General features: G+C 45.7%; 18 protein-coding genes and 1 riboswitch. Of the genes, 13 read left to right on the top strand and 5 right to left on the bottom strand.

The genetic code is table 11. The features are described 5' to 3' along the window. Positions 1 to 35: 35 nt before the first annotated feature. The 3 genes from C4K46_RS05425 (at position 36) to C4K46_RS05415 (ending at position 1,512) form a co-directional block, all read left to right on the top strand. Complete coding sequence (locus C4K46_RS05425) at positions 36 to 548, top strand: YiiX/YebB-like N1pC/P60 family cysteine hydrolase (RefSeq protein ID WP_209627878.1); 513 nt, start codon at positions 36 to 38, stop codon at positions 546 to 548. Next, complete coding sequence (locus C4K46_RS05420) at positions 541 to 1,197, top strand: DUF1803 domain-containing protein (RefSeq protein WP_209627877.1); 657 nt, start codon at positions 541 to 543, stop codon at positions 1,195 to 1,197. Before C4K46_RS05425 ends, C4K46_RS05420 begins: the two co-directional genes overlap by 8 nt. A 114-nt stretch (positions 1,198 to 1,311) precedes the next feature. Beyond that, positions 1,312 to 1,512, top strand: coding sequence for a CsbD family protein (locus tag C4K46_RS05415; protein ID WP_209627876.1), 201 nt, complete (start codon positions 1,312 to 1,314; stop codon positions 1,510 to 1,512). Positions 1,513 to 1,587: 75 nt separating this feature from the next. Here C4K46_RS05415 and C4K46_RS05410 read toward each other — a convergent pair whose 3' ends face one another. From C4K46_RS05410 to C4K46_RS05390, 5 genes are all read right to left on the bottom strand, one after another. Then, the gene (locus C4K46_RS05410) at positions 1,588 to 2,592 is read right to left on the bottom strand and encodes a FecCD family ABC transporter permease (protein WP_209627875.1); all 1,005 of its coding nucleotides are present in this window, start codon (positions 2,590 to 2,592) and stop codon (positions 1,588 to 1,590) included. Continuing rightward, complete coding sequence (locus tag C4K46_RS05405) at positions 2,582 to 3,601, bottom strand: FecCD family ABC transporter permease (RefSeq protein WP_209627874.1); 1,020 nt, start codon at positions 3,599 to 3,601, stop codon at positions 2,582 to 2,584. Before C4K46_RS05405 ends, C4K46_RS05410 begins: the two co-directional genes overlap by 11 nt. A 12-nt stretch (positions 3,602 to 3,613) precedes the next feature. Further along, positions 3,614 to 4,528: an iron-hydroxamate ABC transporter substrate-binding protein gene (locus tag C4K46_RS05400; protein WP_209627873.1), complete on the bottom strand. Its 915-nt coding sequence runs from the start codon at positions 4,526 to 4,528 to the stop codon at positions 3,614 to 3,616. Between the two features lie 16 nt (positions 4,529 to 4,544). Next, on the bottom strand, positions 4,545 to 5,333 hold the full coding sequence (locus C4K46_RS05395; RefSeq protein WP_209627872.1) for an ABC transporter ATP-binding protein: 789 nt from the start codon (positions 5,331 to 5,333) through the stop codon (positions 4,545 to 4,547). 454 nt (positions 5,334 to 5,787) lie between these two features. Beyond that, a complete protein-coding gene (locus C4K46_RS05390) occupies positions 5,788 to 7,233 on the bottom strand; it encodes a UDP-N-acetylmuramoyl-L-alanyl-D-glutamate--L-lysine ligase (protein WP_209627871.1) in 1,446 nt (481 codons plus the stop codon). 259 nt (positions 7,234 to 7,492) lie between these two features. Here C4K46_RS05390 and C4K46_RS05385 point away from each other — a divergent pair, with 259 nt between their 5' ends. The 10 genes from C4K46_RS05385 to C4K46_RS05340 all read left to right on the top strand — a co-directional run bounded on the left by C4K46_RS05385 (position 7,493) and on the right by C4K46_RS05340 (position 21,059). Further along, complete coding sequence (locus C4K46_RS05385) at positions 7,493 to 9,124, top strand: putative polysaccharide biosynthesis protein (protein ID WP_209627870.1); 1,632 nt, start codon at positions 7,493 to 7,495, stop codon at positions 9,122 to 9,124. 281 nt (positions 9,125 to 9,405) lie between these two features. After that, a complete protein-coding gene (locus C4K46_RS05380; RefSeq protein WP_209627869.1) occupies positions 9,406 to 10,506 on the top strand; it encodes a cystathionine gamma-synthase in 1,101 nt (366 codons plus the stop codon). A gap of 1 nt (position 10,507) precedes the next feature. After that, the gene (locus C4K46_RS05375) at positions 10,508 to 11,695 is read left to right on the top strand and encodes a MalY/PatB family protein (protein WP_209627868.1); all 1,188 of its coding nucleotides are present in this window, start codon (positions 10,508 to 10,510) and stop codon (positions 11,693 to 11,695) included. A gap of 73 nt (positions 11,696 to 11,768) precedes the next feature. Next, a riboswitch (M-box (ykoK) riboswitch) is annotated at positions 11,769 to 11,925 on the top strand. 857 nt (positions 11,926 to 12,782) lie between these two features. Beyond that, positions 12,783 to 15,437 (top strand): magnesium-translocating P-type ATPase, encoded by a 2,655-nt coding sequence (mgtA, locus tag C4K46_RS05370; RefSeq protein ID WP_209627867.1) that lies wholly within the window; start codon positions 12,783 to 12,785, stop codon positions 15,435 to 15,437. A 193-nt stretch (positions 15,438 to 15,630) separates the two neighbouring features. Next, the gene (gene upp / locus C4K46_RS05365) at positions 15,631 to 16,260 is read left to right on the top strand and encodes a uracil phosphoribosyltransferase (RefSeq protein WP_209627866.1); all 630 of its coding nucleotides are present in this window, start codon (positions 15,631 to 15,633) and stop codon (positions 16,258 to 16,260) included. Between the two features lie 79 nt (positions 16,261 to 16,339). Then, on the top strand, positions 16,340 to 16,954 hold the full coding sequence (locus C4K46_RS05360) for an ATP-dependent Clp protease proteolytic subunit (protein ID WP_338059784.1): 615 nt from the start codon (positions 16,340 to 16,342) through the stop codon (positions 16,952 to 16,954). 169 nt (positions 16,955 to 17,123) lie between these two features. Further along, positions 17,124 to 17,378, top strand: a complete 255-nt coding sequence (locus tag C4K46_RS05355) for a DUF2129 domain-containing protein (RefSeq protein WP_209627864.1) — start codon at positions 17,124 to 17,126, stop codon at positions 17,376 to 17,378. Between the two features lie 97 nt (positions 17,379 to 17,475). Then, positions 17,476 to 18,636, top strand: coding sequence for an ABC transporter substrate-binding protein (locus tag C4K46_RS05350; RefSeq protein ID WP_209627863.1), 1,161 nt, complete (start codon positions 17,476 to 17,478; stop codon positions 18,634 to 18,636). 129 nt (positions 18,637 to 18,765) lie between these two features. Beyond that, positions 18,766 to 19,923 (top strand): ABC transporter substrate-binding protein, encoded by a 1,158-nt coding sequence (locus C4K46_RS05345; protein WP_209627862.1) that lies wholly within the window; start codon positions 18,766 to 18,768, stop codon positions 19,921 to 19,923. 266 nt (positions 19,924 to 20,189) lie between these two features. Next, complete coding sequence (locus C4K46_RS05340; RefSeq protein WP_209627861.1) at positions 20,190 to 21,059, top strand: branched-chain amino acid ABC transporter permease; 870 nt, start codon at positions 20,190 to 20,192, stop codon at positions 21,057 to 21,059. Position 21,060 lies beyond the last annotated feature (1 nt).

The following is a 21,060-nucleotide window of genomic DNA, read 5'->3' as shown; positions in this document are numbered from 1 at the left end:
GTTCGAGTAAGTTGATTTTATGCTACAATAGAGATATGAGAAAAGAAGATTTACAAAATGGAGATTTGATTTTTGTGCAGAGTTCTTCGGACTTGGCTGAGGCCATTCAGGAGACGACAGGGGCTTACAGTCATGTGGCCCTTTATTTTGCTGGACAAATCTATCATGCGACGGCAGACCGAGGTGTCATCAAGGAAGCCTTGGAGAATTTCCTAAATCCAGAGGAGTCTTACGCCCTTTATCGTTATCCAGAAGTTGAGCAAAGCCAGTTGCTAGCTAGGGCGGAGAAGCACTTGGGCAAGCCCTACAATCATAGTTTTTATCCAGAGCAGGAAGCTTTTTATTGCTCCCAGTATATAGCAGAAGTCCTGCCGATTTTTGAGACCATTCCTATGAAATTTGGCGATGACAAGGAGGAGATTTCTCCTTTTTGGCAAGAGTATTATCAACAGTTGGGTCTGGCCGTTCCTCTGGGCTTGGCTGGGACCAATCCTAGCCAGCTAGCCCAGTCGACTTTATTGACCTATCAGGGGGAGCTTCATGATTAAAATTTACAATCCCAGTCGCTTGACTGGCCAGCCCTTTTTTCAGGAGCTGCTTAACTATTTGGACCAGAGAGAAGATGTGATTTTGCGCCAAATCAAGCGAGATTTTTCTAATGTCGCCAATCTTGACCGCATGCTGGATAGCTACATCAAGGCCGGCTATATCGGGCGGTCCAATCGTCGCTATTTTCAGCAAGTAAGTCTGCTGGAGAGTCTGGAGCAGTTGGAGCTAGACCAGGAAATTTTTGTGCGGGAGGAGAGCCCGCTCTACTTGGAGTTAGAAAAATTAACTTTTACAACCGAGCTTAAAAATCAAACCAATGCAGCGATTTTGCTGGAGGAAACAGACTTTGGTCGCGAGGCCCTAACCCTGTCCAATTATTTTTATAGGTTGAGACGAGCCTATCCCTTATCAGATCAGCAAAAGGAACTTTATGCTATTTTGGGCGATGTCAATCCCGAATACGCTCTTAAATATATGACGACTTTCCTCCTAAAATACGTGCGTAAGGACCAGCTAATGCAGAAAAAGAAAGATATTTTTGTGGACGTCCTGCTTCTTTTGGGTTATATTGACCTGACAGAAACAGGCAAGTATCGGCTGAAACTGGACTTTGACAAGGATAGACTGATTTTTCGGGTCCCTTGCTAAGCAAGATTTTTGTCTTTCTAGCTGAGAAAGGCTATAATAGTGGAAGCGATACCAAATTATCGTTAACTAAAAATCAAGCACTTACTAGTGCTCAAGCATCAAGGAGGCCAATCTATGTCAGTAGAAGAAAAATTCGACCAAGCTAAAGCTTCTGTAAAAGAAGGTTTTGGTAAATTAACAGGTGATAAAAAGACAGAAGTTGAAGGAGCGGTTGAAAAAACAGCTGCCAAAGCCAAAGAAGTAGCCAAAGATGCTAAGGATGCCCTTGAAGGGGCTGTTGATGGTGTCAAAAAGGCTTTTGATAAGGAAAAATAGGTCCAAAAATCCCCTATCGAATCGATTCGATAGGGGATTTTACTGTCTAGAAGGAGACAGAAATATTTTTGGCTTTCATTTCTGTGTCCGATAGAGCAGATAGAGGAAATAGGGGGCTCCGATAATGGAGATAATGATACCCGTCGGAATGGAGGAGCCAATCAGAAAGGAGCGGGTGATGGTATCGGCTAGGAGCATGATTAAGGCACCCCAGAGCATGCTGGCGGGTAGGGTTAGCCGATGGTCTCCGGGTAGGAAACGTTTGCTGATGTGGCTGGCCAGCATACCGACAAAGGAGATGTTACCAGCTAGCGACAAGCTAAAGGCGACCAGACCGCTGGCCAGGGCCAGTAGGAGCTGGCGCTCTCTTTTGACATTAAGTCCCAGCCCTAGGGCCAGTTCCTCATTGAGAGAGAGGATATTGAGCTTATGGGACCGGCTGTAAATGGCTAGCCAAAAGAGGAGGAGGATGGGACTGGCCAGGGCCAGGCTTTCCCAATTGTTACCTGTAATTTTTCCAGCTAACCAGTTGATGACATAGGTTAGCTTGTTTTGATTGACGCGGCCAGTAATGGCAATCATGCTGGATGACAGGATTGTTGATAAGGTGACACCTGAAATAATGACCTTGGCTGGACTGATTGCTTGGCCCGTCTGATGGGAGATAAAGTAGGTGACCAGGACCGTAGCCAGCCCTCCCAGCATAGCGATAAAGGGAAGGTAGAGGATAAGACCAGGATCACTAATTTCCCACCAGCTGATGGCCAAGGTGATGACTATTCCGGCTCCTGCATTGACTCCTAGGGTCGCTGAGTCGGCTAAGGGATTGCGGGTAAAGGTCTGGAGTAGGACCCCGCTCATCCCCAGAGAGGCCCCAGCCAAGAGACAGACCAGAATTCGAGGGAGACGGAGATCCCCTAGGATAAACCTAGTTCCCTGATCGGCCTGGCCACTGATAAAGGCTAGGCTCTCTTCTAGATTGAAGCTGTAATCGCCTAGGGACAGGGAAAGTAGGCTTAAAAGGATGATTGCTAGCAGCATGAGGAGAAAGAAGGTCTTTATCTTTTTCTCATTTCTCATAGAAGGCCCCCTTTCGCATCAGATAGAGAAAACTAGGTAAGATAGCTAGACTAACTAGGGCGCTTAGAGGCGTTCCGACCATGTAGCTAGCTAGCAAGTCACAGCAGAGCATAAAGACAGCGCCCAGTAGGGCCGATAGGGGCAGGATTTTCTGATAGTTGCGACCGCTAAAAGACTTGATAAAATGGGGAATCATCAGACCAACCAGGGCTAGACTTCCGACCAGGGCGACTGCCGCCGCTGATAAAATTAAGACCATACTTAAAAAGAAGAAGGTTACCTGCTGCGTTTTTTGACCTAAGCCCTTGGCCAGGGTCTCATTGAGACTGAGAATGGTCAACTGGTGGGCAAAAACTTGGCTTAAAATAAGGCCTAAAATGATAAAGGGAGCAATGATTTCCAACATCTTCCAGTTGGTCCCGAGCAGCCCCCCGGCCTGCCAGCCAATCACAGCAGTGGAGAGATTAAAGGCCAGGGTAATCCCTTGGCCAATAGCGGTCAAGAGACTGGCAATCATGGCTCCGGATAGGACCAGTCGGAGTTGTTCAAACCCCCGTCTAGGATGATAGGAAAGCAGAAAAACGAGGACCGTTGCTAGGAGCGCTCCCAGAAGGGAGAAAAGTAAAATGCCACTATAATGCAGGTTTTTAAAGAGGGCATAGGCGCAGATAAGGGCTAGGCCAGCTCCAGCATTGATACCCAGTAAACCAGGATCAGCAATGGCATTGCGGGTCAAACCCTGCATGATAGCTCCAGATACAGCAAAGGCTGCCCCGACTAGAACTGCGGCAATGCTTTTGGGGAGGCGAATATCAATAATAATATTTTGACTATGGCTTTCCTGAAAAGGATGGAGCAGGGTCTCAAAGAGCTCTTTTTGGGAGAAGGAAGGAATCCCCCAGCGCAGGCTGGCATAGAAACTCAAGATTAAGACCAGGAGGAGGATGAAAAAAACAAGCCAAAATCTTTTTGGCTTATTTTTCTTGAGGAAGCTTGAAGAATGGATCATGGATTTTTCTCCCTATTGTATCTTTTCCAGCCCTTTTTGAATGACATCAAGCTCGTATTCGAGGGTTAGAGGGTCATTGAAGTAAAAGGCATTGGCGTCAACCTTGAGGACGTGGCCCTTTTGAACAGCGGGAATGGCCTTCCAGATATCGCTCTCATAGAGGGAACTTCCTGTTTCCTCATTTTCAGCTGCTACGAGGACGTAGTCACCGATATAATCACCGACTGTTTCTTGAGTGACAGCCAGGTAGCCTGGTTTAAAGACTTGGTCCTTGACCTTTTGTGGGGCATCAAAACCGAGGGCTTGGTAGATGACCTCGCCACCTCGACCCCAGTTGTTTCCAAAGAGGTAGATTTCCTTTTCAAAGAGACCAGCCACAGTAAAGGTTGTCTCTTGACCGAGCTTGCCCCTTAGGTCTTGCCCGATTTTGGCTGTCTTGGACTTCCAGTCCTTAATCCAGTTGTCGGCTTCTTTTTCCTTACCGAAAATCTTACCGAAATTGCTGTGGATGGCTAGGTAGTCGTTCTTGCCGTATTTGATGGCAATGGTTGGCGCGATTTTGGCTAGTTCCTTGACATTTTTATCATCTGCATCAACCACAATCAAATCAGGTTTGGTCTTGGCAATGCTTTCCAAATCATCTGGCATGAGGACCTTGGCTGATTTCACCTTGTCCTTGAGGACAGGGTTTTTAGCATCGTAGGAGGTAACAGCAACAGGGTCGAAACCTAGTTTTAAGAGGTAGCCAGTATAGGTAGAGGAGAGACTGGCAATCTTTTGAGGATCTTTAGGAATATCTCCATAGTAGGTGAAGCCTTCGATTTTTGGCATGCTAGATAGCTGCTTGCTTGACTGTTTGTTAGAGCCACAAGCTACTAAGACAAGGGCGAGCAAGGTCAGTGTTAGGACTGAAAAAATTTTTTTCATGATAAACCTTTCTAAGTTAATCTTTAATGAGTTGATAGGTCAGACATAGGGGCTTATTCTGGATAGGGTCGCGAATGATTTGAGCCTGAATTTGGAAGATATCCTCTAAAATAGCGGGAGTCATTATCTCTTCCACCCCTCCCTGATACTTGATTTGCCCCTCTTTCATGGCAATCAACTGTTGGGAGAAACGGGCGGCTAGATTAAGATCATGCAGGACCATGACGATAGTCTTTTGCTTTTTCTGGTTGAGCTCTTCCAGTAATTCTAGAATTTCTAGCTGGTGGTTTAGGTCCAGATAGGTGGTTGGCTCATCTAAAAAGATGGTCTCGGTATCTTGGGCCAGGGCCATGGCAATCCAGACCCTCTGCCTTTGTCCACCAGACAGTCCATCCACCGGCCAGTCAGCAAAGTCCTCAATAGATGTGGCCTGCATGGCCCAGGCAATTTGCTTTCGGTCCTCGGGAGTCAGTCGTCCCAGGCCAGACTGGTGGGGGAAGCGGCCATAGGAGACCAGGTCATAGACGGTGATTCCTTCGCTAGCCTCCATGGTTTGGGGCAGGAGGGCCAGCTTTTTAGCCACATCCTTGGTGGCCAGCTGGGCCAAATCCTTGCCATCTAGTAGGACCTGACCAGCCTTGGTTGGTAGAATCCTAGTCAGGGCCTTGAGCAGGGTTGACTTGCCACAACCATTGCTACCGATGATAGTGGTAATCTGACGGCTAGCTAATTGGCAGTCTAAGTTATCAATAATGGTCTTTTGCTCATAGGCAACTTGAATCGCTTGCGCCCGAATTTCAGACATAAAAAACCTTTCTGTCTACTTTTATCAGATATGATTATAGCACAAGTTTTCTTAGAAAAAAAGAGTTTTCAGAAAATTTAATGTTTGTAAAAGATAGATTTCCAGGAAAATTTCAAAAGTTCCCTCTTTTCCTTTGCTGATGAAGGGAATAATGAAATTTAGCAAGCTACTTATAGACGGAAAAGGCGACACAAGCTCTCTCTAAACCCGCCAGCAAAAAAGGTCGGAGACAAAAACCTCCAACCTTTATATACATAAAAATATGAGCCAGGCGTATTAAGCCTTTGATTTAAGCCTAGCCTATGTGGACATGGCCCTTTGATACAAGTTTGGCCTCATTTATCTAGTCACTTAGACGGATCCCAGGCTTACAAGTTAGGACTAGAGTCCTAAAGTCGACATCAATAATTTAGCGGTATTTCCTTTTGAGCAAGTTCTGCTCTTTTTGGCTTGCTTATAAATATTTTTCAGCGATGGGATAGTCACCTAGATAGGCGACTTTCTCGCCCTTGACAATCTGGTAGGCATCCGCCCCCTTACCTGCAATGATGACCGCATCACCTACCTGCTGGGTCCGGCTGAGGGCCTCTTTAATGGCCAACTCACGGTCTACTTCAATGGCTACTGGACGCTCAATATAACTAGCAATTTCTTGGGCAATCTGGGCCGGATCTTCAAAGTTTGGATCGTCCGCAGTTAGGATGAGCTCTACTTGGGGGTGCTGGTTGAGGAGGAGGCCAAAGTCCTTCCGGCGGCTCTGGCCCTTGTTGCCCGTAGCTCCCAGGATGAGGATAATTTTACCAGTCTGGTGACTTTCGACAACCTCTAGTAATTTTTTCAGGCTTTCCCCGTTATGGGCATAGTCCACAAAGACCTTGGCCCCATTGGCTTGGGTTAGGACCTCCATTCGGCCAGGGACACGAGTGGCCGCAATTCCCCTCTTAATCTCCTCTCTGGAAGCTCCCAGTCTTAGGCAGGCTAGACCAGCCGCCAAGGCATTTTCCTGATTAAAGAGACCGATGAGCTGAATGTCAAAATCCTCGCTTAGCTTCCCTTGGCTCCTAAAGGAGAAGGCTTGGGAATTTTCGATATAGTTGGCAGAGCCTGGCCCGTAAAAGTCGTGGTCCTGACCTGCTACCTGCTCTTTAAGAAGTTGGAAGTGGTCCATGCCGCTGTTAATAATAACGGCCCGACTGTGTTCCATTAAGAGTCGCTTGTGGTAGAAGTAGTCCTCAAAGTTGGGGTGTTCAATCGGCCCGATATGGTCGGGGCTGATGTTGAGAAAGACCCCAACATCAAAGGTCAAACCATAAACCCTTTTCTTTAGGTAGGCCTGGCTAGATACCTCCATGATGAGATGGGTCCGGCCATTAGCAACAGCCTGAGCCATCATGTCTAAAAGATCCAGACTTTCAGGTGTGGTCAGACTTGATTTAAAGAAGGTCTGACCGTCCAGGGTGGTGTTCATGGTCGATAACAGGGCTGGTTTATGACCCTCCTTGAGGATATGATAGGCGAAGTAGGCTGTTGTCGTCTTACCCTTAGTCCCAGTAAAGGCCAGAAGTTTTAGCTTGTCCTGGGGATTCCCGTAAAATTCCATGGCAATTAAGCTCATGGCTTGTTTGATGTCATTGACCAGGATGACTGGAATGGCTAGCTCAAAGTCTTTTTCGCTGACATAAAAAGTAAGCCCAGCCCCAACGGCCTCTTCTAGAAATTCCTTTTTGAAATTCTCCCCCTTGACAAAAAAGAGGGTCTTTTCATCGACCTTGCGACTATCGTAACTCAAGGCTTCAAAGCTGACCTGCTGATATTCATAATAGTAATGGCCCTGGTCCAGAATTTCGCGAAAGTTCTGGTCCTTTTTTAAAATGGATAATACCGTTTCAATTTTTATCATGGTTTTTATCTATACTTTCTGTCAATATTCCTATATTGTATTATAGTCTCTTGAGGCTGATAAATCAAGGTCTTTGGCAAAATTGTCTGCGTCCCTTTTGAGGAGCTTTCCTTTCAACCTTACTCTAGTAGTGAACTTTTTAGGCAAGCAGAAATAATTTTTAAATTAGGCTAGGAAATGAGCCTAAAAATGAGGGCAAGTTTTACAAGAGGAGAGGAAAAGTTTATAATATTAAGTAAGAAAGACTAAGAGGAAATTTATGACAGAACAAAGCCAAACAAGCCAACAGGAAAAAATGTTGCGAGGGACTGCCTGGCTGACAGCCAGTAATTTTATCAGCCGTTTTTTGGGAGCCATCTATATTATCCCTTGGTATATCTGGATGGGCCAGCATGGCCCCGAGGCCAATGGTCTTTTTACCGCAGGTTATAATATCTATGCTTGGTTTCTTTTGATTTCGACGGCAGGAGTGCCGGTCGCAGTAGCTAAACAGGTGGCCAAGTACAATACTGTTGACCAAGAAGAACGTAGTTTTGCCCTGATTCGGGAATTTCTCAAGTTTATGCTGATTTTGGGGGCTATCTTTGCCCTGGCCATGTATCTCTTCTCCCCGCTCTTGGCCAGTCTTTCAGGTGGGGGCAAGGACTTGGTTCCAATCATGCAAAGCCTATCTTGGGCTGTCTTGATTTTCCCTTCTATGAGTGTGATTCGCGGCTTTTTCCAGGGCTTTAATAATCTCATGCCCTATGCCCTCAGTCAAATCGCTGAGCAGCTCATTCGGGTTATTTGGATGCTCTTGACCACCTACTTTATCATGAATTTAGGTTCTAAAAATTATGTAGAGGCAGTGACCCAGTCAACCTTTGCCGCCTTTATCGGTATGCTGGCCAGCATGCTGGTCCTCTTTTACTTCCTCTGGAAGAGCCAGATGCTTCCTTCAATCTTTGCTAGGTCTCAAAATCGGGCGCAAATCAATAGCCAAGCCCTGCTCCTTGATACCATTCGTGAGGCTATTCCCTTTATTATCACAGGTTCGGCCATCCAACTGTTCCAAATCATTGACCAGATGACCTTTATCAATACTATGAATAGTATCGGTAAATACAGCCATTCCGAGCTTTGGGTTATGTTTAGCTACTTTTCAGCCAACCCTAATAAAATCACCATGATTTTAATTGCGGTAGCGACCTCTATCGGAGGTGTCGGGATTCCGCTCTTGACCGAAAACTATGTCAAGAAGGACTTTCCAGCAGCGGCCCGCCTTGTTCAGGACAATCTAAGCATGCTGCTCTTTTTCCTCCTGCCAGCAACGGTAGGCTCTGTCCTAGTGGCGGCTCCCCTCTATACCGTCTTTTATGGTCAGCCAGATAGTCTGGCCCTGGGCCTCTTTATCTTTGCCATGCTCCAGACCATTATTCTAGGTCTTTATACGGTACTGGCTCCCATGATTCAGGCCCTCTTCCAAAACCGGAAGGCCATTATTTACTTCCTCTATGGGGTAGCTGTGAAAATCGTCCTACAAATTCCTTTTATCTATCTGTTTAAGGCCTATGGTCCCTTAGCAGCGACGACCATCGGCTTAATCGTTCCTATTGTTCTCATGTATCGAGAAATCAAGCAGGTAACAGGTCTTAATCCAGAGAATCTGGTGAAACGAAGCATTCTGATTAGTATTTTGACCTTGCTTATGTCCATCTTTGTAGCGGGAGGAGACCTCCTCTTAAGCCTCTTTTTCCAAGCCAATGGCCGTGTATCCAGCATGGTTCATCTTTTGTTGATTGGCGGTCTTGGTCTGGCTATCTATGGTGGTTTAGCTCTCAGAGTGCGTCTAATGGATCGCTTTATCGGATCTAAAGCAGCTAGCCTAAGACGAAAACTTCATATAAATTAAAGGTATTTATTAACAATAATGAATAGATGAAAAGCTACATTTTAGAGAGAGCCAGATTAGGCTCCTCTTTTTATATGTTTAAAGCAATCGGATTTTTGCTTGTCAAGTGTAACTTACCAGACACTCAAATGCCGGGAGACAAGGATAAAGTAGGAGTAGTCTTGGGTTGACCTATTGAAAGAAGTTATAAGTTGAAACTATATCTAGCTCTTGAAAAGAACAAAGCCTACTTTTTCCAGAAGGTGCTACAATAGTAATAAGAAATTTTTGCGAGGTGCCAGATGACAGAAAAATTGCAGCTAGATACACTCTTAGCCCAGGCTGGAGTCAAGACAGACTCAAAGACTGGGGCTTTAACCACCCCCCTACATTTTTCGACAACCTACCAACATCCGGAATTTGGCCAATCGACAGGCTACGATTATACACGAACTAAAAATCCTACCCGAGCGGCCCTGGAAGAAACACTGGCTGCCATTGAGGGGGCTGACTATGCTTTGGCAACTAGCTCAGGCATGAGTGCAATCGTCCTGGCCTTCTCGGCCTTTCCTGTGGGCAGTCGGGTCCTGGCAGTACGCGATCTCTATGGGGGAAGTTTCCGTTGGTTTAATCAGATGGAAAGTGAGGGTATCTATTCCTTCACCTATGCCAATAGTGAAAAGGAGTTGATTCGCAAGTTAAAGCAGGAGGATGTTGATATTCTTTATATCGAGACGCCGACCAATCCCCTCATGCAAGAGTATGATTTGGCCCGCCTTTCTCAAATAGCCCATGAAGAGCAGGGGGCCATAGTCATTGTCGATAATACCTTTTATAGCCCTATTTATCAACGTCCCCTGTCCCAGGGGGCCGACTTGGTCCTTCATTCAGCGACCAAGTATCTGGCCGGCCACAATGATGTCCTGGCTGGAGCGGTTATGACAAGTGATAGCGAGTTATACGAGCGACTTTTCTATAATCTCAATACTACTGGTGCGGTCCTATCTCCTTTTGATAGCTACCTCTTGCTCAGAGGTCTCAAGACTCTTTCATTAAGAATGGAACGCTCGACGCAGAACGCCCAAAAAATTGTTGCCTTTCTGGAGCAAAGTCCCCAGGTCAAGGAAGTTCTTTATCCTGGCCGCGGAGGTATGATTTCTTTTAAAGTAGTTGATGAATGGAAAATTCCAGCTATTTTGAACAGCCTGCGGGTCTTTACCTTTGCCGAAAGTCTAGGTGGAGTAGAAAGTCTGATTACCTATCCGGCTACCCAGACCCATGCTGATATCCCTTTAGGAGTCCGCTATTCCTATGGTTTGACAGACGACTTGCTACGTCTATCGATTGGGATTGAAGCAGCAGAAGACTTGATTGCAGACTTGAAAGCAGCTTTGGAGGACTAAGATGGGACAGTATGATTTTCAAACCGCCCCCAAACGTTTGGGGCAAAATAGTGTTAAGTGGAAGGAAGTCGAGGCGGATTCTGAGCTTTTGCCGGCCTGGATAGCCGATATGGACTTTGAAGTGCTAGCTGAGATTAGACAGGCCATTCACGACTATGCTGACCAGCTGGTCTATGGCTATAACTATGCTAGCTCAACCCTTTTTCAGGCCATTATGGACTGGGAGCGCAAGGAGCATGGCTATTATTTTGAAGAGGAGGCCCTGCTTTTAATTGAGGGAGTGGTCCCTGCTATTTCAACTGCCATCCAGGCTTTTAGTAAGGAAGGTGATGCGGTTTTAATTAACACACCGGTCTACCCTCCCTTTGCCCGCAGCATTCAGTTTAACCAGCGCAAGCTAGTGACAAATTCTCTGCAAGAAAAGGATGGCTTATTTGAGATTGACTTTGAGCAACTTGAGCAGGACTTGGTCGACAATCAGGTCAAGATTTACTTGCTCTGCAACCCCCACAATCCAGGTGGTCGTGTCTGGTCCAAAGAAGACTTGGAAAAGATTGGCCGACTCTGCCAGAAGCATGAGATTATTTTGATTTCAGATGAAATCCATCAGGACTTAGTCCTCTTTGGCAATCACCATCATTCTATCAACACAGTTTCGCCTGATTTTAAGGACTTTAGTCTGGTCTTAGCCAGCGCGACCAAGACCTTTAATATTGCGGGAACTAAAAATAGTTATGCTGTGATTGAAAATCCTAGTCTGCGCAGTAAATTTCGGAAGCGGCAACTAGCCAATAATCAACATGAAATCTCTAGTCTGGGCCTTTTGGCAACGGAGACTGCCTACCGTTATGGCAAGCCTTGGTTAGAGGAGCTAAAGGCTGTTCTGGAAGAAAATATTGACTTTGCAGTGGCTTACTTTGCCAAGCAGGCTCCCCAATTAAAGATTATGAAACCGCAGGGGACCTACCTAATTTGGCTGGACTTTTCAGCCTATGCTTTGACAGATGACCAGCTGCACCGGCTTCTACATGATGAGGCCAAGGTCATTCTCAACCGAGGGACAGATTTTGGTAAGGAAGGCTCCTTGCATGCTCGCCTCAATATCGCAGCACCCAAAAGGATTGTTGAAGAAGTTTGTCGCAGGATAGCGAGCAGTCTCGCCCAATTTGAGCAAAGAAATGACTCTTAACTATTGACATTCCTATAAAAGTGGAGTATAGTGGTTTTTGGAGAAAAGAGACTTCGTTTATGTAAGGCTCTTTGCATCATTTCGGTAGGTGAGGCTACCATAGGGATACGGACGGCTGCCGCAAAGGAGTGGAGACACTACGCGCTGGTCAACAGTGGTGATCGCTAAGGTCACAACTAACGTCGTTTCATTGCCCTATGGAGTTAAAGCTTGAACGGTTAACGTCCAAACTAAAGATAGTCTCGCCCTGATTTCAAGGCGGGACTTTTTGCTTGCGCCAAAAGAGTAGGCCAGATAGGTGGACAGTTATAAAATAGTCTGCCAAGGGGCTAGTGCTGAACTCAGGACGCAGTAGCAGTATGCTAGTTGCCATCGTCACTAGTGACTTGTCACCTAGCTAGTCAGCCTTGCCTAGGGTTCAAACAGTCCGGTGGACTGTTTGAAGGCTAGCCTAGAAACTAAAAAGCTAGCTAAGTTCGGCCGCCTATTTTTTCTTCGTTTTTCGACATTTTCCAAGCAAAACGATAATTTTTGCTTGGAAAATTAGTGCAGACTGTAGAAAGGGCACGCTAGTGGCTTTCGTTTCAGAGCATTGCGTTCAGCAATAGCGATGAAGCAGTCTGCCAACGGGTTTTGTATCTTGTTAATTGAACACGCCCTAAAATCTCGGAATTTAGATGAAATTTCCTAGGTTCTGGAGAACCTTCGTCAATTTCCCTAAAATTCTTTCGATTTTTTAACGGGCTTTGTATCTTAGAATTGAACTCGAGCTAAAAGCTTCGGAAAATACGCAAATGAGTAGTTGTGATATCCAGACGCAGTAGACATCTGCTTGTAGGTGGCGCTAATGCTTACCTCCAAGCTAGTTGTCCTTGCGGGGGTCTCACAACGGAGTTGCTAGCAACTCCTGTTCGGCCGCCTATTTTTTCTTCGTTTTCTTAACGGGCTTTGTATCTTATTAAAGGAGGTGAGGAGAATGCCAGAAGATGGTCATCCGGAGAAACCCTTGCTAGTCGAAGTTGCAAGCTGGTATTCTCCTGGTTTGTAGTTGTCGACTCTAGTCTAAAAAATTAGAGGAGAAATCAAATTGAAAACAGCAAAAGAAAGATTGACAGAGGCACTGCAAGTGCCTATTCTAGAAACAATGGCTAGTCTTAAGACAGCCAAAATTGGGCTCAGTCAGGAGCAGGTCGATGAAAATCGGGACTTGTATGGAGAGAATGTGATTACCAAGGGGCAGGAAGTACCGCTTTGGCGCAAGATTTACGAGTCCATCATCAATCCTTTTACGGTTATACTCTTGTTGATTGCCCTAGTATCCTTGGTAACCAATGTTTGGTTGGCCAAGCCTGGTGAGGCAGATCCAACGACCTTTTTCATCATAGTTATCTTAGTCCTCCTATCCGGTACTATTCGTTTTATTCAGGAATTGCGGAGTGATAAGGCAGCTAGTAATCTATCGCGGATGATTGTCAATACTGTCAGTGTGACCCGGGAGGGAGAGACCCAGGAAATTCCTATCGATGACTTGGTTGTCGGTGACATGATTGAGCTGAGTGCGGGAGATATGCTACCGGCAGATGTTGTTCTGCTAGAGTCGCGTGACTTTTTCGTCCAGCAGTCTGGTCTGACTGGAGAGAGTGACGCCATTGAAAAGTTGGCTCTCAATAAGGCTGAAAATAACCAAGTGGATAATCTTTTGGAGGCAGACTCTCTAGCCTTTATGGGAACTACTGTTATCAGTGGTCGGGCCACTGCCTTGGTTTTAGTCGTCGGAGATGAGACCATGATGGGAGCCATTGAGCAGACCCTCAACACTTATGATGAGCCGACTTCTTTTGAGCGGGAGATGAATAGTATTTCCTGGCTCTTGATTCGTCTCATGCTAGTCTTGGTTCCTGTTGTCTTTTTAATCAATGGACTGACCGACGGAGACTGGCTGGAAGCTGGGGTTTTCGCCTTGAGTGTCGGAGTTGGTTTGACTCCGGAAATGCTGCCTATGGTTATCACTGCTAGTCTGGCCAAGGGGTCGATTATTATGGCCAAGGAAAAGGTTGTCATCAAAAAATTAAATGCCATCCAGGACCTAGGAGCTATTGATATCCTTTGTACAGATAAGACAGGCACCCTAACTCAAGACGAGATTGTCCTAGAGTATCCCTTGGATATCCATTCTAATCTTGATTTACAGGTCTTACGTCGGGCCTATCTCAACTCTTACTACCAAACAGGTCTTAAAAATCTCATGGACCGGGCCATTATCAACCGGACTGAAAAAGAAGCCAAGGAACAAGAATCCCTGCGGGATCTGGACCAAAAATTTAAAAAGGTTGATGAGTTACCCTTTGACTTTGAGCGGCGGCGGATGAGTGTCCTCGTTCAGGACCATGCTGGAGAGGTGAGCATGGTGACCAAGGGAGCCTTGGAGGAGATGCTGGCTATTTCTAGCTATGTTGAGGACCAGGGAGAAATCCTGCCCCTGACCCAGGAAATTCGTTCCGAGATTTTAAAAGAAGTTGCCCAGCTCAACGAGCAAGGTCTGCGAGTGCTGGGAGTTAGCTATAAGTCCCAGTTGGATCTAGACTATGCCTACTCTGTGGAAGACGAGTCTGACATGATTTTGACGGGCTATCTAGCCTTTCTAGACCCGCCTAAACCGTCAGCGGCGCCAGCCATTAAAATCCTCAAGGAATATGGGGTAGCTACTAAAATCCTAACGGGTGACAATGAAAAGGTGACCCAGGCTGTCTGTGAAAAGGTAGGACTGGATGTAGATGAGATTCTGCTAGGCTCTGTGGTAGATCAGATGTCTGATGATGACTTGAGTCAGGCTGTGGAGAAAACGACGGTCTTTGCCAAGCTATCTCCTGACCAAAAGGCTCGAATTATTTTACAGCTCAAGGCCAATGGTCACAAGGTGGGCTATATGGGTGATGGGATCAATGATGCTCCATCAATGAAGGTGGCTGATGTAGGTATCTCGGTTGATACCGCTGTCGATATTGCCAAGGAAACGGCCGATGTTATCCTCTTGGACAAGGACCTGCTGGTCTTGGAAAAAGGTCTGGTTGAAGGGCGCAAGGTCTATGCCAATATGACCAAGTACATCAAGATGACGGTCAGCTCCAACTTCGGGAATATCTTTTCCCTTTTGGTAGCTAGCATCTTTCTGCCCTTCCTCCCGATGGCTCCTATCCATCTCATCGTGCTCAACCTAGTCTATGATATTTCCTGTATCGCCCTGCCCTTTGATAATGTTGATAGTGAATTTCTCAAGAAGCCAAGGATTTGGACCGCCAAGTCAATCACGCGCTTCATGGCCTGGATTGGTCCAATCAGCTCCATCTTTGACTGCTTGACCTTCCTCTTGCTCTACTTTATCATTGCGCCTATGTTGACCGGCAGCAACTATCTAAACGGAGACTCTACAGCCTTTATCACTATTTTCCAAACAGGTTGGTTCCTAGAGTCCATGTGGACCCAGACCATGGTTATCTATATGCTGCGTTCACCTAAGCTGCCCTTTGTTCATAGTCGGCCAGCCTTGTCCGTTGTTTTGACAACCCTAGCAGCGGCCCTCTTTGTCACCTTTATTCCTTATGGCCCGCTAGCCAGTCTGATTAAGGTGGCTCCATTAAATGGAATTTACTTTATTTTCCTATTTTTGATTATCATTCTTTATATGGTCAGCGTGACCTTTGTCAAGCACCTATATATCGAGCGTTACAAGGAATGGTTATAATTTTAAGAAGGTTTGCTCTTGAAGCAAGCCTTTTTAAAGGCTTTTTGGTATAATGAGATGATTATACTTTTGGGAAATCAGAATTGAGTAGCCCGCTAAATCTAGATAAAGCCAGTCCTCGTCTAGGTCCTTATGGCCCTCTTTACTTCTGCTTTTTCTGGAAACTAAATAAAGTAGAAAAGGAAGTCCTATTATGGAAAAATTTCAAGTTATCCAACACCCTCTCATTCAGCACAAACTGTCTATCTTGCGGCGGACAGATACATCAACCAAGGCCTTTCGGGAATTGGTCAATGAGATTGCTATGCTGATGGGTTATGAGGTCCTGCGTGATTTACCCTTGGAAGATGTGGAAATCGAAACCCCCATTACCAAGACAGTGCAAAAGCAGTTAGCTGGAAAGAAATTAGCAATTGTCCCAATCTTGCGGGCAGGAATCGGTATGGTGGATGGCCTCTTGAGCCTAGTGCCTGCAGCCAAGGTCGGCCACATCGGTATGTATCGGGATGAGGAGACCCTACAGCCGGTCGAATATTTGGTTAAGCTACCAGAGGACATCAAGCACCGGCAAATTTTTGTTGTCGACCCCATGCTAGCAACGGGGGGATCCGCTATTTTAGCCATTGATTCCTTAAAAAAACGGGGAGCTAGCAACATCAAGTTTGTCTGCCTAGTAGCTGCCCCAGAAGGAGTGGCTGCCCTGCAAAAGGCCCACCCAGATATCGATATTTTCACTGCTGCCCTAGATGAAAAGCTCAATGAAAATGGCTATATCGTCCCTGGACTGGGAGATGCCGGGGACAGGCTCTTTGGAACCAAGTAAGTTTTTTGTTTGACCTTTTTTGACCAAAGAGGTATAATAAAGCATATCAGTTAGAGTGACAAGGATTGATTCGCACTCAATTTTACTAAAGGAGAGAAAAACTATGATTCCAGTAGTTATCGAACAAACCAGTCGTGGAGAGCGTTCCTATGACATTTACTCGCGGCTCCTAAAAGACCGCATTATCATGCTGACAGGCCAAGTTGAGGACAATATGGCCAACTCTATCATTGCCCAGCTCCTCTTTTTGGACGCCCAAGATAGTAGCAAGGATATCTACCTTTACATCAATACTCCGGGTGGTTCTGTACCAGCAGGTCTAGCCATCATGGACACCATGAACTTTATCAAGTCAGATGTTCAAACCATCGTTATGGGAATGGCAGCCTCAATGGGAACCATTATCGCGTCAAGCGGAGCCAAGGGCAAACGCTTTATGCTTCCAAATGCTGAATACCTGATTCACCAACCAATGGGAGGAACAGGTAGCGGTACCCAACAAACTGATATGGCTATTGTAGCTGAACGCTTGCTCAAAACTCGTAATACCTTGGAAAGAATCCTTTCTGAGAACTCTGGCAAGCCAATTGAGCAAATCCACAAGGACGCTGAACGCGATTACTGGATGAATGCCCAGGAAACCCTGGACTACGGCTTTATTGATGAAATTATGGAAAATACCAATTTAGCTTAAAATAATTGAAAAAAGTGGGGCGCAAGCCCCGCTTTTTTGGTATAATCAAACAAGTGCTAGTTTTGCTTGAAGCTAGCCTCGTGAAAAAATATTCTTGGGGACTCCTTTGATTTTTGTGGCTAGTCAGAAGGCCAAAGGGAGCTTCCTCAGGAAGCAAGAAAGGAATACCATGTTTGAAAAGGAAGCTAGAATCGGCTTGATTGTCTATCTCTACTATAATCGAGATGCCAAAAAGCTGGCAGCCTTTGGGGATATTATCTATCATTCAAGGAGACGCCGCTATCTGCAACTCTATGTAGAAGAGGATCAGGTAGAAGAAGTCAGACAGCGCCTGCTGGGTGAAAAATATGTCAAAGAAGTCCGACTTTGTCACATCAAGGACTTGGATACTAACTTTGTAGGTAGCCTCTTTAAACAGGCCTAGAAGGGCCTGGCAAATTTTTTTGTAAAAAAGGTTGACAATTTTCAGATAATTCTGTATATTATTATTTAATCATTTAAGAACTAAAGGAGTCGATGATATGAAAAAACGATTTAAGGCAACTCTGGTGACCCTTCTAGGGGCCACCTTTCTAGCAGCCTGTGGGAATGTCTCTACCAATGGTGGGGCAGCTAGCTCAGGGACAAAGATTGAGGGCGATACGATTAAAATCGGCTTGAACCTGGAGGAAACAGGAACAACAGGTGCCTACGGTAGTGCAGAGCAACGTGGAGCCAAGTTGGCCATTGAAGAAATCAATGCAGCTGGTGGTGTAGATGGCAAGAAGTTCAAGGTCTATGACTATGATAATAAGTCAGAAACAGCTGAAGCAGCCCAGATTTCTAGTAAGTTGACCAGCAAGGACAAGGTCAATGTTGTTATTGGACCAGCTACATCAGGAGCGACAGGGGCCGCTGTTAAGAGTACAGACCAGGCGGGAGTTCCCCTCATCACTCCAAGTGCGACCCAGGACGGTTTGACCAAGGGTCACGACTCCCTCTTTGTAGCCATCTTCCAAGATAGTTTCCAAGGAAAAATCTTGGCCAAGTATGCAGACACCCTCAAGGCTAAAAAGGTTATCCTTTATACAGATAATGGTAGTGACTATGCCAAGGGAATTGCCAAGTCCTTCCGTTCTGCCTATAAGGGTGAAATCGTAGCCGATGAGACCTTTACAGCGGGAGATACCGACTTCCAAGCAGCTCTTACCAAGCTCAAGAACAAGGACTTTGATGCCATTGTCATTCCTGGTTACTATACCGAGGCTGGTAAAATCGTTAACCAAGCGCGTGGTATGGGAATTGAGCAACCAATCTTGGGTCCTGACGGTTTCAATAGTGACGCCTTTGTAGAACAGGCAACCAATCAATATGCCAACAATATCTACTACATCACTGGTTTTGCAACTACAGGTGATATGACTGATAAGACCAAGAAGTTCCTCGAAGCCTACAAGGCTAAATACAAGGAAAATCCATCCATGTTTGCAGCCCTAGCCTATGACTCTGTTTATATGGCCGCAGAAGCAGCCAAGGGGGCTAAGACCTCTGCTGACATCAAGGACAAGCTTGCTAAGTTGAAGGACTTTGAAGGGGTTACTGGTAAGATGTCTATCAATAAGGACCACACAACTGAGAAGTCAGCTCTGATGGTAACTATGAATAATGGAGCGGTGGACAAGGTCGAAACCGTTGAGCCATAAAAGTTTAGAGGAAAAAATCGGCCTAATGTATTGACAATATTCAGATAATTCAGTATATTAGTAACGGTTATAAAATAAAAAAGAGTGCAAGAAGCCTTGCATATCCTATCTTGAAGGAGATTTGTAGACATGAAGAAAAAATTAGGCTTGTCCTTGTTGACATTTGCTAGTTTAGCCTTGCTCGCAGCTTGTGGAGATGTTTCCTCATCTAAATCAGCTGCCACTGGTACAGAGATTGGTGATAAGATTAAAATTGGATTTAACTTTGAAGAATCCGGCCAAACAGCCGCTTACGGTGGAGCAGAGCAAAAGGCTGCCAAGTTAGCCATTGAAGAAATAAATGCTGCTGGTGGGGTAGACGGTAAGATGTTTGAAGTCAAAGACTATGATAATAAGTCTGAGACAGCTGAAGCAGCCAATATCACAACCAAGCTAGTCACCCAAGACAAGGTCAATGTTCTGGTCGGCCCAGCGACCTCAGGAGCGACAGCGGCTTCTGCGCCTAAAGCTGATAAGGCAGGTGTCCCTTTGATTGCCCCAAGTGCAACCCAAGACGACATTACCAAGGGTCATGACTTCCTTTATGTTGCAGCCTTTCAAGATCGTTTCCAAGGAAAAATCTTAGGAAAATTTGCTAATGATGATTTAAAATTGAAAAAGGTTATCCTTTACACTGATAATGGAAGTGACTATGCCAAGGGAGCGGCAGCTGCCTTTCGTAAGTCCTTCAAGGGTGAAATCGTAGCTGATGAAACCTTTACTAGTGGGGACACAGATTTCCAAGCAGCTCTTACCAAGTTCAAGGGTAAGGAATTTGATGCCCTGGTGGTACCGTCCTACTATACCGAAGCTGGTAAGATTGTGAACCAAGCGCGTGGGATGGGAATTGAGCAACCAATCTTGGGTCCTGATGGTTTGAACGGTGATGAATTTGTTCAACAAGCGACCGCAGAGCGGGCCAACAACATCTACTTTGTTTCTGGCTTTGCAACCAAGGGAGATGTCAGTGAAAAGACCAAGAAGTTCTTAGAAGCCTACAAGGCTAAGTATAAGGAAGAGCCATCCATGTTTGCGGCTCTAGCCTACGACTCTGTTTATATGGCCGCAGAAGCGGCCAAGGGAGCTAAGACTTCGCTTGATATCAGCAAGAACCTCTCTAAGTTGAAAGACTTTGAAGGAGTGACTGGTAAGATGACCATCAATAAGGATCACACAACTGAAAAATCAGCTTATATGGTTACCATGAATAATGGTCAGGTTGATAAGGTCCAAGTTGTTGAACCCTAATTTAGTGAATGGATAAGAAAAGCTGGGACGAGAGTTCCAGTTTTTCCAAGTTATAATGTTAGAAAGCTCGATGAAATTTTTTCATCCTTAAGGGAGGGGTAGCTGCCTGGCTGGCCGAACTTTCCAGAAAATCTCACCTGGCCTAGGGCTTCAGATAGGCTGGGCCTTCTTGATAAGAGGTCTTCCTCATCTAGGTTTGATTTTCTCTGAGTTTCAGCCCCAAAGTAGCCCCTCTCCCTTTATTATTTTAGAAAGTGTGGTAGAAGATGCTCCAACAACTGGTAAACGGGATCATCCTAGGGAGTGTATATGCGCTCTTAGCCCTAGGCTACACCATGGTTTATGGAATCATTAAACTGATTAACTTTGCCCATGGTGATATTTATATGATGGGGGCCTTCATGGGCTATTACCTGATTGGCTCCCTCCATGTCAACTTTTATCTGGCCCTGATTATTTCCATGATCGGAACGGCTGTCTTAGGGGTCTTGATTGAATTCTTGGCCTATCGGCCGCTTAGAAATTCAACGCGGATTGCTGCCTTGATTACAGCTATCGGGGTTTCCTTCTTCTTGGAGTACGGAATGGTCGTTTTGGTTGGGGCCAATGTCAAGCCCTTCCCTCAGGTCTTAAAGACTGTTCGCTTCAACTTGGGGGCCTTCACGATTACCAGTGTCCAACTAACCATTTTAGCGGTTTCCTTGATTTTGATGGTCTTGCTCCAGCTGATTGTTCAAAAGACCAAGATGGGGAAGGCCATGCGGGCTGTTTCTGTTGATAGTGATGCTGCCCAACTCATGGGAATCAACGTCAACCAAACCATCAGCTTTACCTTTGCCCTGGGTTCTGCCCTGGCTGGGGCTGCGGGTGTCCTCATTGCCCTCTACTATAACTCACTTGAGCCCCTGATGGGGATGACGCCAGGGATTAAGTCCTTTGTGGCGGCCGTTATCGGTGGGATTGGGATTATTCCTGGTGCGGCCCTGGGTGGTTTTGTTATCGGTATCTTGGAAACCTTTGCTACCGTCATCAACCTATCCGAATATCGAGACGCCATCGTTTATGGTATCTTGATTTTAATCCTCCTAGTTCGTCCCTCAGGAATTCTTGGTAAGAATGTGAAAGAGAAGGTGTAAG

The sequence above is a fragment of the Streptococcus oricebi genome (genome assembly GCF_017883985.1).
Lineage (GTDB): Bacteria > Bacillota > Bacilli > Lactobacillales > Streptococcaceae > Streptococcus > Streptococcus oricebi.
Note: the sequence above shows the minus strand (reverse complement) of the source record. Positions and strands in the feature narration are given on the sequence as shown.